This is a genomic window from Enterobacter sp. PP-008-ECC_S150, from assembly GCF_045257065.1.
In the GTDB taxonomy this organism is placed as follows: Bacteria; Pseudomonadota; Gammaproteobacteria; order Enterobacterales; family Enterobacteriaceae; genus Enterobacter; species Enterobacter chengduensis.
On record NZ_JBJHHG010000002.1, the window covers coordinates 258,295 to 270,392 of the forward strand.

Consider the following 12,098-nt stretch of genomic DNA (forward strand, 5'->3'; position numbering starts at 1 on the left):
TGTGCTCAAACACGCTCAAGGATCATGGCAATGCCCTGACCCACACCGATGCACATCGTACACAGCGCGTAGCGCCCGCCGCGTCGGTGCAGTTCGTTGCTCGCGGCCAGCGCCAGCCTGGCGCCGCTCATGCCCAGCGGATGGCCCAGCGCAATCGCGCCACCGTTCGGGTTAACGTGCGCGGCGTCGTCCGGCAGGCCCAGCTGACGCAGCACGCCCAGCGCCTGTGCGGCGAAGGCTTCGTTCAGTTCGATGACGTCCATATCGTTTATGCTGAGTCCTGCACGCTCGAGCACCCTGCGGGTGGCAGGCACCGGACCGAGCCCCATCAGGCGTGGCTCAACGCCCGCCGTTGCCATCGCCACGATCCGCGTGCGCGGCATTAACCCCTGCACCAGCGCCACCTTCTCGCTGGCGATGATTAACGCCGCCGCGCCGTCGTTAACGCCGGAGGCATTCCCCGCCGTCACCACCCCGTTCTTGCGAAACGGCGTTTTCAGACCGGCAAGCTGTTCGAGCGTGGTGTCCGCGCGCGGATGTTCATCCACGCTGAATTCCGTTACCGCCCCTTTTTTGCCCGGGATCTGCACCGGCACGATCTCCTGCGCCAGAATGCCGTTCTGCTGCGCCTGCGCGGTGCGCTGCTGGCTGCGCAGCGCGAACGCGTCCTGATCGGCGCGGCTTATATTTAACAATTCAGCTACATTCTCTGCCGTTTCCGGCATACTGTCAGTTCCGAATTGCTGATGCATGAGCGGATTCACAAATCGCCAGCCGATGGTGGTATCGAAGATCTCCGCCTGGCGCTGGAACGCCGCGGTGGCTTTGCCCATCACAAACGGCGCGCGGGACATCGACTCCACGCCGCCTGCGATCAGCAGGTCACCATCGCCCGCCTTAATGGCGCGGGCGGCAAAGCCAATCGCGTCCAGCCCTGACCCGCACAGGCGGTTAATGGTGGTCCCGGACACCGTCTGCGGCAGCCCGGCCAGCAGGGACGACATGCGCGCCACGTTGCGGTTGTCTTCCCCCGCCTGGTTGGCGCAGCCGAATATCACGTCGTCAATCCGCTCAAGGTCGAGCTGCGGGTAGCGGGCCAGCAGCGCGCGCAGCGGCACGGCGCCGAGATCGTCCGTTCGCACGGCGGAAAGCGCGCCGCCGTAGCGCCCAACAGGCGTTCGCACGCCATCACAAATAAATGCGTCACGCATCAGGCCTCTCCTGTCACGCTGCCGCCGATGCGGTGAGATTTTCCGCGAAAAAGGGCAACGGTTTTCTGTTGTTGATTCTGAATTTCAATGTCGTAGACGCCGGTCAGTTTGCCCTGATGCTTCACCCGCGCGGTGGCGGTGAGCGTGTCCCCGGCAAAGCCCGGACGCAGAAAATCAATCGAGCAGCCGGAGGCTACCGCCGCCAGCCCCTGGCTGTTGCAGGCGTAGGCAAAGGCGGTGTCCGCCAGCGAAAACAGCTGGCCGCCGTGGCATGTTTTGTGACCGTTAAGCATCTGCGGGGTGATGGTCATGGTCACCACCGCGTAGCCGTCGTCCATCTCGACAATGTCCATCCCCATCGCCTGCGCGCAGGCGTCGTTTTCGTACATGATGCGGGCGTTATGCCAGGCGTTATGACTCATAGCTACTCTCCAGAAGCGCGCGCTGGCGCAGCAGTGAACAGGGGCGATAGCGCTCTTCGCCGTAATGACGCTGCAGGTTCTCCAGCAGCGTCAGCAGGCGCTGCCAGCCCAGACGCTCACCCCAGGCGATCGGGCCGCTCGGGTAGTTGACGCCCAGACGCATGGCGGTGTCGATGTCCTTCTCGCTGGCGACCCCCTTTTGCAGGGCATCCAGCGCCTCGTTGGCAATCATCGCCAGCGTGCGCCAGACCAGCAGGCCGGGATAATCGGCAATTTGCACCACCCGGTGCCCCTGCTGCTGCAGGTAGCGGATGGCTTTTTGCGTCGCGGTATGCGGGTTGCTGGCGGCCGCGGCAACTACCGCCACGTCGCACTCAACGCGGTCCACCACCACCACCGGCCCGTTGAGCCGCAGCGCCAGCGCCTGAGCGGTTTCACCCTGCGTTTCAACCATATACACGTCATCAATTTCTGTGACACCGTCACGTCTTTTTTCCACGCGCATCGGGCTATAGCTGTCGTTCACCGACTCAATCCACTGCACTTCAGGTTTGTCCCCCTGCCAGTCGTAAACCCCCTTCCCGCTCTTTTTGCCCAGCCTTCCAGCCAGCACCAGCTCCTGCTGCACCAGCGAGGGGAGAAAACGACGCTCCTGCCAGAAGGCGTTAAACACCGAGCAGGTCACCGCAAAGTTCACGTCCTGACCAATCATGTCGGTCAGCTCCAGCGGCCCCATCGGGAAGCCGCCGCCTTCCCGCAGTGCAGCGTCAATCACCTCCGGCGGAGCGACCTGCTCTTCCAGCGCGCGCCAGGCTTCGGAATAGAACGGGCGGGCGACGCGGTTGACGATAAACCCCGGCGTTGACTGGCAGCGAACGGGCTGTTTGCCCCAGTTCAGCGCCAGCTCGCACAGCGCGTCGGCCACCTCCGGAGAGGTCGCCAGCCCGCTGACCACCTCCACAAGCTTCATCACCGGCGCCGGGTTAAAGAAATGCAGCCCTGCGACGCGCTCCGGATGGTGCACGTCCGCCGCAATCGCCGTGACGGAGATAGAAGACGTGTTGCTGGTCAGCACCGTCTGCGGCGGGCAGATCTCAGCCAGCCGCGCAAACAGCGCCTTTTTGACCTCCAGCCGCTCGGAGGCCGCTTCGATGACCAGATCGGCCCCGGCGAGCGCCTCAATATCCGTGACCGGAATCAGCCGGGCGAGGATCTGACTCCCGGCATCGGCGGAGAGCTTCCCGCGCGTCACCCGGGAGGCCAGCCGCTGGCGGATCCCGTCGATGGCGCGTGAAACCGCATCGCCGGCGATGTCGTAAATCAGAACCTGATGACCGTGGCTGGCGGCAACTTCGGCAATTCCGGCCCCCATCGTGCCGCTGCCGATCACGGCGACCGTGCGTATGTTCAGCATCTTATTTCCCCGTAAAGTGCGGCGCGCGCTTCGCCAGGAAGGCGCTGACGCCCTCACGGTAATCGTCGCTGCGCCCGGCCAGACGCTGATAGTCACGCTCCAGATCGAGCTGGGCGTCCAGGGTGTTGGTTTCCGCGGCGTTAATGGCCTGCTTGATCAGCCCCAGCCCGAAGGTCGGCTGAGAGGCAAAGTGCAGCGCCATCTGCTGCGCGGTGGTGGAGAGCTGGTCGTCATCGACCACCTGCCAGATCATGCCCCACGCCTGCGCCTGCTCGGCGCTGAGCTTGTCCCCGAGCAGCGCCAGCCCCATGGCGCGGGCGCGTCCGGCCACGCGCGGCAGCAGCCAGGTGCCGCCGCAGTCCGGGACCAGGCCAAGCTTGCTGAAGGCCATCACAAAGCTGGCGGAACGCGCGGCAATCACCATGTCGCAGCCGAGCGCCAGGGTCGCACCCGCGCCCGCCGCCACGCCGTTGACCGCGCAGATAACCGGCTTCGGCAGCTTTGCCAGGCGGCGCACCAGCGGGTTGTAAAAGGTCTCCACGGACATCCCCAGATCCGGCGCCGGGCCGTTGGGGTCGACGTTGCGGTCGTTCAGATCCTGACCGGCGCAAAAGCCGCGTCCTGCCCCGGTGAGCAGCAGGCAGCGAACGGTGTCGTCGCGTTCGGCCTGCTTCAGGCACTCGGCAAGCTGCTGGTGCATCACGTCGTTAAAGCTGTTCAGACGCTCCGGACGGTTCAGCGTAATGGTCATTACGCCCTGTTCTACATGACTGAGAATAAATTCCACAATTAGCGTCCTTTAAAGTCGGGGGTGCGTTTTTGTAAGAAGGCGTCGATGCCTTCCCGGCGGTCTTCGGTAGCGGAAAGCAGGGTAAACAGCTGGCGCTCCTGCGCCAGACCGGCCTGGAGCGGCACCTCCTGCGACTGGCGCAGCGCCTGTTTCGCCGCCTGCAGCGCCAGCGGCGAGTGGCGCGCCATGAGTGCCGCCTGCTTCAGGGCATACTCCAGCGTTAGCGCGGCCGGGAAAACATCGCTCACCAGACCGGCGCCCAGCGCCTGCTGCGCGGTAATGCTCTCTCCGGTCAGCACCATCCTGCTGGCGAGCGATTTACCGACGCTGCGGATAAGACGCTGGGTACCGCCCGCGCCGGGCATAATGCCGAGCGTGATTTCCGGCAGGCCAAAGCGGGCTTTATCCCCGGCGATAACCACGTCACACAGCAGCGCCAGCTCGCAGCCCGCGCCGAGCGCGAAGCCGTTAACGGCGGCGATCAGCGGTTTATTGAACGCGTTAATGCGCGCCCACAGCTGCGGACGGATATCGTTCAGGGTGGCGGGCAGGTCTTTCTCCGCCATTTCGCTGAGATCGGCCCCGGCGGCAAAGCAGTACTCGCTGCCGTAAATCACGCAGACGGCGATGTCGGCATCCACAGCGGCGGCCTCAAGCTGTTCCGCAAGCTGAGTCAACAGCGCGTTGTTGAGGGCGTTGCGCGCCGCCGGACGGTTGAGCGTCAGCTGCAGCACGCGACCATGACGGGTAACAATCAGCTCGCTCATGCCATCCCCTTCGCGTCAAAGTCGACGATCACGTCGGCGGTGAGCGGCAGCGACTGGCAGCTCAGCACATACCCGGCGGCCAGCTCGTCAGGCTCCAGGCTGTAGTTGGTCGCCATGTCCACCTTCCCGCGCAGCACTTTGCATTTACAGGTGGCGCACACGCCGCCCTTGCAGGCATACGGCAGATCCGCCCCCTGGCGAAGCGCGGCGTCGAGGATGCTTTCGTCGTCCGCCGTGAGGGTGATTTCACGGTCGCGCCCGTCCTGACGCACGGTCACCTTCTGTCTTTGTGCCTGCACGTGCACCGCGCGCTTAACGGTGATGCCGGAGGTGTTGAAGCGCTCAAGATGGATGGCTTTTTCGGGCATCCCCAGCGCCTTCAGCGTGGCTTCGGCGTCGTCCATCATCGCCGACGGGCCGCAGATAAAGGCCTCGTCGTACTGGCGGAAGTCGATCAGGGTTTTCGCCAGCGCCTGCAGCTTTTCCCCGTCGATGCGGCCGTAGAGCAGATCGCTGTCCAGCCGCTCCTGGCTGAAGATGGAAACCAGCTGCAGGCGCTGCGGGTATTTGTCCTTCAGGTCCGCCAGCGCCTGGCGGAACATCATGCTCTGGCTGCTGCGGTTACCGTAAATCAGGGTGAAATGGCTGTTGGGCTCGGTCGCCAGCGTGGCGGAGAGAATCGCCAGCATCGGAGTGATGCCGGAGCCTGCGGCAATCGCCAGGTAGTGGCCTTCGCGTTCGGCCTGGGGCTGGTAGCCAAACTGCCCCTGAGGAACCATCACCTCCAGCGCCATGCCCGGTTTGATCTCGTCCCGTGCATAGCGGGAAAAGCGCCCGCCGTCGATGGCTTTGACCGCCACGCTGATCTCGCCCGGCGCGGCGCTGCGGCAGATGGAGTAGCAGCGGCGCAGCTCGTCTTCGCCCAGCTTCGTTTTTAACGTCAGGTGCTGGCCGGGACGGAAGCGGTAGGCGTCCTGCAACGGCTGCGGCACCGCAAAGGTGATGGTCACCGCGTCGCGGGTTTCGGGTTCCACTTTTGCCACTGTTAATGAATGAAACGTTGTCATGGCAGCCTCAAATGCATTTGAAATAGTCGAAGGGCTCGCGGCAGGTATTGCAGCGGTAGAGCGCTTTGCAGGCCGTCGAACCAAATTCACTGATTAGCGCGGTGTTGGTGCTGGCGCAGCGCGGGCAGCTCACCGCCAAAGGCGCGTGCGCGTGGCAGCTATGCCCCACGGGCGGGCTGATGCCGTAAGCCCGCAGGCGTTCGCGCGCGTCGGCGGTCATCCAGTCGGTGGTCCAGGCGGGCTCAAGCTGGAGCACGATGTGCACCGGGGTAAAGCCGTGCGCGGTCATCGCCTCGCGGATCGCCCCCAGCAGGTGTTCGGTTGCCGGGCATCCCGAGTAGGTTGGCGTGAAGCCGATGACCCAGCCTTCCCCCTGCGCCTTCACGCTGCGCACCATGCCGAGATCGGTGATGGTTAACACCGGCACTTCCGGGTCCGGGATCTGGCTCAACAGCGCCCATATCTGCGGGATTTGCGCGGGCGCGATGTCGACGTGGCGTTGCATAGCCTTCTCCTTTACCACTGCTGATCGGGATACGCGCGCTGGAGGTACTGCATTTCAGCGAGCATCGGGCCCAGATGTTCGGTATGCAGCCCCCGCTTGCCCCCGGTGCGGTACGCCACCTCTGCGGGGACCTGCAGGCAGGCTTCATTCAGACCGGCATACACTTCGCTTTCCCACGGCTGGCGCAGGAGGCGCGGATCGACCGCCACGCCGGAATCCACCAGCGCCAGCTCGACGTCATCGGCCTCAAACAGTTCAGCCGTAAAGCGCCACAGATTGTCGATGGCCTGCTGCATCTTTTGCGCGGAGGTTTCGGTGCCGTCGCCCAGGCGCACCAGCCAGCCCCGGCTGAAGCGCAGGTGGTAGCGCGCCTCTTTAATCGCTTTCGCGGCGATGGCGGCAAGCTGGGCGTCGCGGCTTTGGGTCAGACGTTCGTACAGCGCCACGTTCCAGGCATCCATCAGGTACTGACGGGCAAGGGTGTCGGCGAAGCTGCCGTTCGGCTGTTCCACCAGCAGGACGTTGCGGAACTGACGCTCGTCGCGGCCAAAGGCCAGCGTGTCTTCATCGCCCTGGCCTTCCATCTCCGCGGCATAGGCCAGGAAATTGCGCGCCTGGCCCAGCAGGTCGAGACCGATGTTGGCGAGCGCGAGGTCGATTTCCAGCTCCGGCGCGTGACCGCACCAGGCGCCGAGGCGCTGGGAGAGCACCAGACCGTTGTCGCCCAGACGCAGGGCATAGGCAGTCACTGAATTCATTCTTTGCCTCACATATGCTCGATGCCGTCGGGGATGGTGTAGAACGTCGGATGGCGGTAAACCTTGCTTTCCGCCGGGTCGAAGAACTCGCCGCTCTCTTCCGGCTGGGAGGCGACAATCTCGCTCGCCTTCACCACCCAGATAGAACACCCTTCGCTGCGGCGGGTGTAGGCATCGCGCGCATTTTCCAGCGCCATGCGATCGTCGGCGGCGTGAAGACTGCCCACGTGACGGTGGGACAGCCCCTGTTTGCTGCGTACGAACACTTCGTACAGCGGCCAGTAGACATTGCTCATGGTTATTTCCTCTTATGCGGCCTGACGGGCGCGTTGTTTTTCCGCGTGCGCCAGGGCGGCTTCGCGCACCCATGCGCCCTCTTCCCAGGCCTTACGCTTCGCGGCCAGGCGTTCGTGGTTGCAGATGCCGCGCCCGTTAATGACCTCTTCAAATTCCTGCCAGTCGATCTCGCCGAAGCGGTAGTGGCCGCTCTCTTCGTCAAAGCGCAGATCGGGATCCGGCACCGTCATGCCCAGCATTTCCACCTGCGGTACCGTGTTGTCGACAAAGCGCTGGCGCAGCTCGTCGTTGCCGAAGCGTTTAATTTTCCAGGCCAGGCTGCGGGCGCTGTTCGGCGAGTTGTCGTCGTTCGGCCCGAACATCATCAGCGCTGGCCACCAGAAGCGGTTGATGGCGTCCTGCAGCATCTGCCGCTGGGATTCACTGCCCTGCGCCAGCGCCATGCAGGCTTCAAACCCCTGACGCTGGTGGAAGCTCTCTTCTTTACAGATTTTCACCATCGCACGGGCATACGGACCGTAGGAGGTGCGGCACAGCGCCACCTGGTTGACGATAGCGGCCCCGTCCACCAGCCAGCCAATCACGCCGATATCGGCCCAGCTCAGGGTCGGATAGTTAAAGATGGAGGAGTATTTCATCCTGCCGTCGAGCATCTTCTGGTAGATGTCTTCCCGCGCGCAGCCCAGCGTTTCCGCCGCGCTGTAGAGGTAGAGCCCGTGTCCGGCCTCGTCCTGCACCTTCGCCAGCAGGATCGCTTTTCGGCGCAGCGTCGGGGCGCGGGCGATCCAGTTTCCTTCCGGCAGCATGCCGACAATTTCAGAGTGCGCGTGCTGACCAATCTGGCGGATCAACGTCTTACGGTAGGCGTCAGGCATCCAGTCCTGAGGCTCAATCGCCGTCTCCTGCGCTATGCGCTGCTCAAACCGTTGTTCTTGCGTCACGTCATCACCTTTATGATTCGTTAGTTTGCATATTAAAGCGAAATTGTGAATCACTTTGTTTTTTAAAAGTTACACAAAGGTTAAATATAACCCCAAGAATTGTTTCCCTGTTTTGTGATGTCGCTCGCAAGGCTTTTATTTCAGGCCTCTGGGCGGGCGATTTCTGACGAGGAGATCCATAAGACTGGATCACAATGTTAACAATTCATTAAAACTCAGCTTGATTTTTATGATTCACGATTAAACTATTAATAGTGATATTACGTAACATTTGGAGATAAGCGATGCAGCAGTTAGCCAGCTTCGTGTCCGGTACCTGGCAGTCTGGCCGGGGCCGCGAACGCACTATTCATCACGCCATCAGTGGCGAAGCGCTGTGGAGCGTGACCAGCGAAGGGCTGGATATGGCGGCCGCCCGTCGGTATGCGATTGAGCGCGGCGGTGAAGCGCTTCACGGGATGACCTTTATTGAACGTGCCGCCATGCTGAAGGCGGTAGCAAAGCACCTGCTCAGCGAGAAAGAGACGTTTTATGCTCTGTCTGCCCAGACCGGGGCGACGAAGGCGGACAGCTGGGTCGATATCGAAGGCGGGATCGGCACCCTGTTCACATACGCCAGCCTTGGCAGCCGCGAGCTGCCTGACGATACCGTGTGGCCGGAAGATGAGTTAATCCCGCTGTCGAAAGAAGGCGGCTTTGCGGCGCGCCACGTTCTGACCTCGAAATCCGGCGTGGCGGTACACATCAACGCCTTCAACTTCCCCTGCTGGGGGATGCTGGAAAAGCTGGCGCCGACCTGGCTCGCCGGTATGCCCGCCATCATCAAACCCGCTACCGCTACCGCGCAGGTGACGCAGGCGATGGTGAAATCCATCGTCGACAGCGGGCTGCTGCCGGACGGCGCCATCAGCCTGATCTGCGGCGGCGCGGGCGATCTGCTCAACCAGCTCGACAGCCAGGACGTGGTGACCTTTACCGGCTCCGCCAGCACCGGGCAAAGCCTGCGCGTGCACCCGAATATTGTGGCGAATTCCATTCCCTTCACCATGGAAGCCGACTCCCTGAACTGCTGCGTGCTGGGTGAAGACGTTACGCCAGATCGGCCGGAGTTTGCCCTGTTCATCCGGGAAGTGGTCCGCGAGATGACCGCCAAGGCCGGACAGAAATGTACGGCCATTCGCCGCATTATCGTCCCGCAAAACCAGATTGAGGCGGTGAGCCAGGCGCTGATTGCCCGTCTGGAAAAGGTGGTGGTGGGCGACCCGGCGCAGGAAGGGGTAAAGATGGGCGCGCTGGTCAACGCCGAACAGCGCGCGGACGTTCAGGAGAAAGTGGAGCAGCTGGTTGCAGCAGGCTGCGAGATCCGTCTGGGTGGCAAAGCAGATTTGCAGGCCGCGGGCGCATTCTTCCCGCCGACCCTGCTGTTCTGCCCGCAGCCGGATGAAACCCCGGCGGTGCACTCAACCGAAGCCTTCGGCCCGGTTGCAACGCTGATGCCCTACCGCGATACGCAACACGCGATGACGCTTGCCCGCGCGGGCGGCGGCAGCCTCGCAGGCACGCTGGTTACCGCTGATGTAGCCCTTGCCCGCCAGTTTATTGCCGGTGCGGCGCGCGCCCACGGGCGAATTCAGATCCTTAACGAGGAATCCGCCAAAGAGTCCACCGGCCACGGCTCCCCGCTGCCGCAGCTGGTCCACGGCGGTCCGGGCCGCGCGGGCGGCGGTGAAGAGCTGGGCGGCCTGCGCGCGGTGAAGCACTACCTGCAGCGCACCGCTGTTCAGGGTAGCCCCTCTATGCTGGCTGCCATCGGCAAGCAGTGGGTGCGGGGCGCAGCGGTGCAGGAAGATCGCGTGCATCCGTTCCGCAAATACTTCGAGGAGCTGCAGCCGGGCGACAGCCTGCTGACGCCGCGCCGCACCCTGACGGAAGCGGATATCGTGAACTTTGCCTGCCTCAGCGGCGACCACTTCTACGCCCATATGGACAAGATCGGCGCGGCAGAGTCGATCTTTGGCGAGCGCGTGGTGCACGGTTACTTCCTCATCTCCGCCGCCGCGGGGCTGTTTGTTGATGCGGGCGTCGGGCCGGTGATCGCCAACTATGGCATGGAAAACCTGCGCTTTATCGAGCCGGTCAAGCCGGGCGATACCATTCAGGTGCGCCTGACCTGCAAACGCAAAACGCTGAAGAAACAGCGCACCGCGGAAGAAAAACCGACGGGCGTGGTGGAATGGGCGGTTGAGATCTTCAACCAGCACCAGCAGGCCGTGGCGCTCTACTCCATTCTGACGCTGGTGGCGCGCCAGCGGGGTGACTTTTAATCAAAAGCAAGCGTTAGCGAAGATACTTGAATGAGTTGAGCGCAACAAAATAGCCTTATGAGAAAGCATGCACTGGATGGATTGGGTTAACCATGCCATCCAGTCAGCGTGCTGTGCATAAGTTACAAACAGAAACAGTAAGCAAATTGACCACATAGTTACCATGGTTATTATTTAGGGCAGGGAATGTTCCCGATTTAAATTACATGGAAGATTAATAAGCTATGGCAATTCCTGTTTATCTTTTCTTGACTGACGACGGCGGTGCAATAATAACAGGCTCGGTAGATGTACAAGGCCGTGAGGGAAGCATTGAGGTCACTGGTTTTACACATAACCTGCGACTGCCAACGGATCCTTTGACAGGTAAAATCACCAGTAAACGCAACCATGCCCCAATTGTTTTTCAAAAAGAAATTGATTCATCTTCGCCTTATCTGATGAAAGCCGTGGCTACCGGACAAACGCTCAAAACAGCAGAGTTCAGGTGGTATCGCATTAATGACGCCGGGCAGGAGGTAGAATATTACAATATGCATCTCGATAACGTTCGCGTCGTTTCCGTTTCGCCATTAATGCATGACACTAAAGACCCTACGAAGGAAAAACACAATCATCTTGAAGTCGTTGAACTACGCTACGACAAAATAACCTGGACGTATCGCGACGGTAATTTGCGGTTCGCGGACAGCTGGGCAGAACGGTAATGCGTATTCCCTTTTATTCAACTCCGTATGATATTTCTTCATTTGCACCACCTGGCATTGATGTTATTAGCCATATGGTTATCGCTCGATTTCATGGTGGTGCGTCATTGATGACTTACGTATGGTTTTATCAAATGGTGAGAAACCACGGTCCCTGGGATTATAAGCAGGGCCGCGCCGAATATGCCAACTTTGGAAATTTCCATTACGGTGCGGTTGGCGCGGCTGCGGGCATCCCTGACGGGATACTGCTGCGCGGCGCAGGTATGGCTCAGATCCTTGCTGGCACAAGCGATCCCGTAGAATTTGCAAAATATCAGGGTGCCTATGCTTATGGAGATGACCCCGTTGATCAGTTATGGATTAGGGCAGGAATAGATTATGCGCGACGGTCGGGTTTTTAACTGGCGAGGCGGAATAGTAGTTGTCATTTTCCTTGGGTTTATCTTCTATCCCTTCCGCGATCTTTTCACCGTATATGAAAATTTTCAGGAAAAAATTCGGGTTAACGACCGTCTGACTCTGTATATCACCCAGGTAGAAGCAAGTTCTTTATCCAAAAATACGTTTCACTTTTATCTCTACGATGCAAGAAAAAGCACGGAAGAGTTTATGTCTCACGTATCAGATATCAATCCTTTCATGGTTACCAACGATGCAAAAGCCTCTGCAACGGTAACAAACGGAGAAATTTATCTCCGCGTTCAGGGGAATATTTACGCCTTCACTGCAGCGGGGTTCGATGTACCTATTCATCTCGACAGATCCGCCAACTGATCGCATTGCGTCATTATCGCGGGGATGTGACCTATCCCCGCTCTTTTTTAACCTGGCAAGACTGACAAATAATCTGGCAGATGCAGGCAAACGCTTTTCTCAGGCGCCTGTCAGGATA

At 60.8% G+C, this 12,098-nt stretch carries 14 protein-coding genes; 4 read left to right on the forward strand and 10 right to left on the reverse strand.

All coding sequences use genetic code 11. The annotated features are described in order from the left end of the window. Nucleotides 1-5: 5 nt before the first annotated feature. From pcaF to paaA, 10 genes are read right to left on the reverse strand one after another with little or no spacing between them, the layout of a single operon-like run. Nucleotides 6-1,211, reverse strand: a complete 1,206-nt coding sequence (pcaF, locus tag ACJBF3_RS03865) for a 3-oxoadipyl-CoA thiolase (RefSeq protein WP_045329020.1) — start codon at nucleotides 1,209-1,211, stop codon at nucleotides 6-8. Then, on the reverse strand, nucleotides 1,211-1,633 hold the full coding sequence (gene paaI / locus ACJBF3_RS03870; protein ID WP_045329021.1) for a hydroxyphenylacetyl-CoA thioesterase PaaI: 423 nt from the start codon (nucleotides 1,631-1,633) through the stop codon (nucleotides 1,211-1,213). The genes pcaF and paaI overlap by 1 nt, the downstream gene beginning before the upstream one ends. Continuing rightward, nucleotides 1,623-3,047: a 3-hydroxyacyl-CoA dehydrogenase PaaH gene (gene paaH / locus ACJBF3_RS03875; protein ID WP_045329022.1), complete on the reverse strand. Its 1,425-nt coding sequence runs from the start codon at nucleotides 3,045-3,047 to the stop codon at nucleotides 1,623-1,625. The genes paaI and paaH overlap by 11 nt, the downstream gene beginning before the upstream one ends. Before the next feature lies 1 nt (nucleotide 3,048). Then, on the reverse strand, nucleotides 3,049-3,837 hold the full coding sequence (paaG, locus tag ACJBF3_RS03880) for a 2-(1,2-epoxy-1,2-dihydrophenyl)acetyl-CoA isomerase PaaG (RefSeq protein ID WP_088475360.1): 789 nt from the start codon (nucleotides 3,835-3,837) through the stop codon (nucleotides 3,049-3,051). After that, a complete protein-coding gene (gene paaF, locus ACJBF3_RS03885) occupies nucleotides 3,837-4,604 on the reverse strand; it encodes a 2,3-dehydroadipyl-CoA hydratase PaaF (protein WP_045329023.1) in 768 nt (255 codons plus the stop codon). The genes paaG and paaF overlap by 1 nt, the downstream gene beginning before the upstream one ends. Beyond that, the gene (gene paaE / locus ACJBF3_RS03890; protein ID WP_045329024.1) at nucleotides 4,601-5,671 is read right to left on the reverse strand and encodes a 1,2-phenylacetyl-CoA epoxidase subunit PaaE; all 1,071 of its coding nucleotides are present in this window, start codon (nucleotides 5,669-5,671) and stop codon (nucleotides 4,601-4,603) included. Before paaE ends, paaF begins: the two co-directional genes overlap by 4 nt. 7 nt (nucleotides 5,672-5,678) lie before the next feature. Continuing rightward, nucleotides 5,679-6,176 carry a 1,2-phenylacetyl-CoA epoxidase subunit PaaD gene (gene paaD / locus ACJBF3_RS03895; protein ID WP_045329025.1) on the reverse strand — a complete coding sequence of 166 codons (498 nt, stop codon included), beginning with the start codon at nucleotides 6,174-6,176 and terminating at the stop codon, nucleotides 5,679-5,681. A gap of 11 nt (nucleotides 6,177-6,187) precedes the next feature. Then, nucleotides 6,188-6,934: a 1,2-phenylacetyl-CoA epoxidase subunit PaaC gene (gene paaC / locus ACJBF3_RS03900; RefSeq protein WP_045329026.1), complete on the reverse strand. Its 747-nt coding sequence runs from the start codon at nucleotides 6,932-6,934 to the stop codon at nucleotides 6,188-6,190. 8 nt (nucleotides 6,935-6,942) lie between these two features. Next, nucleotides 6,943-7,230, reverse strand: a complete 288-nt coding sequence (paaB, locus tag ACJBF3_RS03905; RefSeq protein ID WP_003857353.1) for a 1,2-phenylacetyl-CoA epoxidase subunit PaaB — start codon at nucleotides 7,228-7,230, stop codon at nucleotides 6,943-6,945. A 12-nt stretch (nucleotides 7,231-7,242) separates the two neighbouring features. After that, nucleotides 7,243-8,172, reverse strand: coding sequence for a 1,2-phenylacetyl-CoA epoxidase subunit PaaA (gene paaA / locus ACJBF3_RS03910; protein WP_045329027.1), 930 nt, complete (start codon nucleotides 8,170-8,172; stop codon nucleotides 7,243-7,245). A gap of 284 nt (nucleotides 8,173-8,456) precedes the next feature. Here paaA and paaZ point away from each other — a divergent pair, with 284 nt between their 5' ends. The 4 genes from paaZ (at nucleotide 8,457) to ACJBF3_RS03930 (ending at nucleotide 11,980) form a co-directional block, all read left to right on the forward strand. Beyond that, nucleotides 8,457-10,496, forward strand: coding sequence for a phenylacetic acid degradation bifunctional protein PaaZ (gene paaZ, locus ACJBF3_RS03915; protein WP_045329028.1), 2,040 nt, complete (start codon nucleotides 8,457-8,459; stop codon nucleotides 10,494-10,496). A 224-nt stretch (nucleotides 10,497-10,720) separates the two neighbouring features. Next, nucleotides 10,721-11,203, forward strand: a complete 483-nt coding sequence (locus tag ACJBF3_RS03920) for an Hcp family type VI secretion system effector (RefSeq protein ID WP_045329029.1) — start codon at nucleotides 10,721-10,723, stop codon at nucleotides 11,201-11,203. Continuing rightward, on the forward strand, nucleotides 11,203-11,607 hold the full coding sequence (locus tag ACJBF3_RS03925) for a polymorphic toxin type 44 domain-containing protein (protein WP_072049952.1): 405 nt from the start codon (nucleotides 11,203-11,205) through the stop codon (nucleotides 11,605-11,607). Before ACJBF3_RS03920 ends, ACJBF3_RS03925 begins: the two co-directional genes overlap by 1 nt. Next, nucleotides 11,585-11,980 (forward strand): hypothetical protein, encoded by a 396-nt coding sequence (locus tag ACJBF3_RS03930; protein ID WP_045329031.1) that lies wholly within the window; start codon nucleotides 11,585-11,587, stop codon nucleotides 11,978-11,980. Before ACJBF3_RS03925 ends, ACJBF3_RS03930 begins: the two co-directional genes overlap by 23 nt. Nucleotides 11,981-12,098: the final 118 nt, after the last annotated feature.

What these genes read in the sequence shown, in the direction of transcription:
- pcaF (WP_045329020.1), bottom strand. Translation starts at nt 1,211, where the DNA reads ATGCGTGACGCATTTATTTGTGATGGCGTGCGAACGCCTGTTGGGCGC.
- paaI (WP_045329021.1), bottom strand. Translation starts at nt 1,633, where the DNA reads ATGAGTCATAACGCCTGGCATAACGCCCGCATCATGTACGAAAACGAC.
- paaH (WP_045329022.1), bottom strand. Translation starts at nt 3,047, where the DNA reads ATGCTGAACATACGCACGGTCGCCGTGATCGGCAGCGGCACGATGGGG.
- paaF (WP_045329023.1), bottom strand. Translation starts at nt 4,604, where the DNA reads ATGAGCGAGCTGATTGTTACCCGTCATGGTCGCGTGCTGCAGCTGACG.
- paaE (WP_045329024.1), bottom strand. Translation starts at nt 5,671, where the DNA reads ATGACAACGTTTCATTCATTAACAGTGGCAAAAGTGGAACCCGAAACC.
- paaD (WP_045329025.1), bottom strand. Translation starts at nt 6,176, where the DNA reads ATGCAACGCCACGTCGACATCGCGCCCGCGCAAATCCCGCAGATATGG.
- paaC (WP_045329026.1), bottom strand. Translation starts at nt 6,934, where the DNA reads ATGAATTCAGTGACTGCCTATGCCCTGCGTCTGGGCGACAACGGTCTG.
- paaB (WP_003857353.1), bottom strand. Translation starts at nt 7,230, where the DNA reads ATGAGCAATGTCTACTGGCCGCTGTACGAAGTGTTCGTACGCAGCAAA.
- paaZ (WP_045329028.1), top strand. Translation starts at nt 8,457, where the DNA reads ATGCAGCAGTTAGCCAGCTTCGTGTCCGGTACCTGGCAGTCTGGCCGG.
- ACJBF3_RS03920 (WP_045329029.1), top strand. Translation starts at nt 10,721, where the DNA reads ATGGCAATTCCTGTTTATCTTTTCTTGACTGACGACGGCGGTGCAATA.
- ACJBF3_RS03925 (WP_072049952.1), top strand. Translation starts at nt 11,203, where the DNA reads ATGCGTATTCCCTTTTATTCAACTCCGTATGATATTTCTTCATTTGCA.
- ACJBF3_RS03930 (WP_045329031.1), top strand. Translation starts at nt 11,585, where the DNA reads ATGCGCGACGGTCGGGTTTTTAACTGGCGAGGCGGAATAGTAGTTGTC.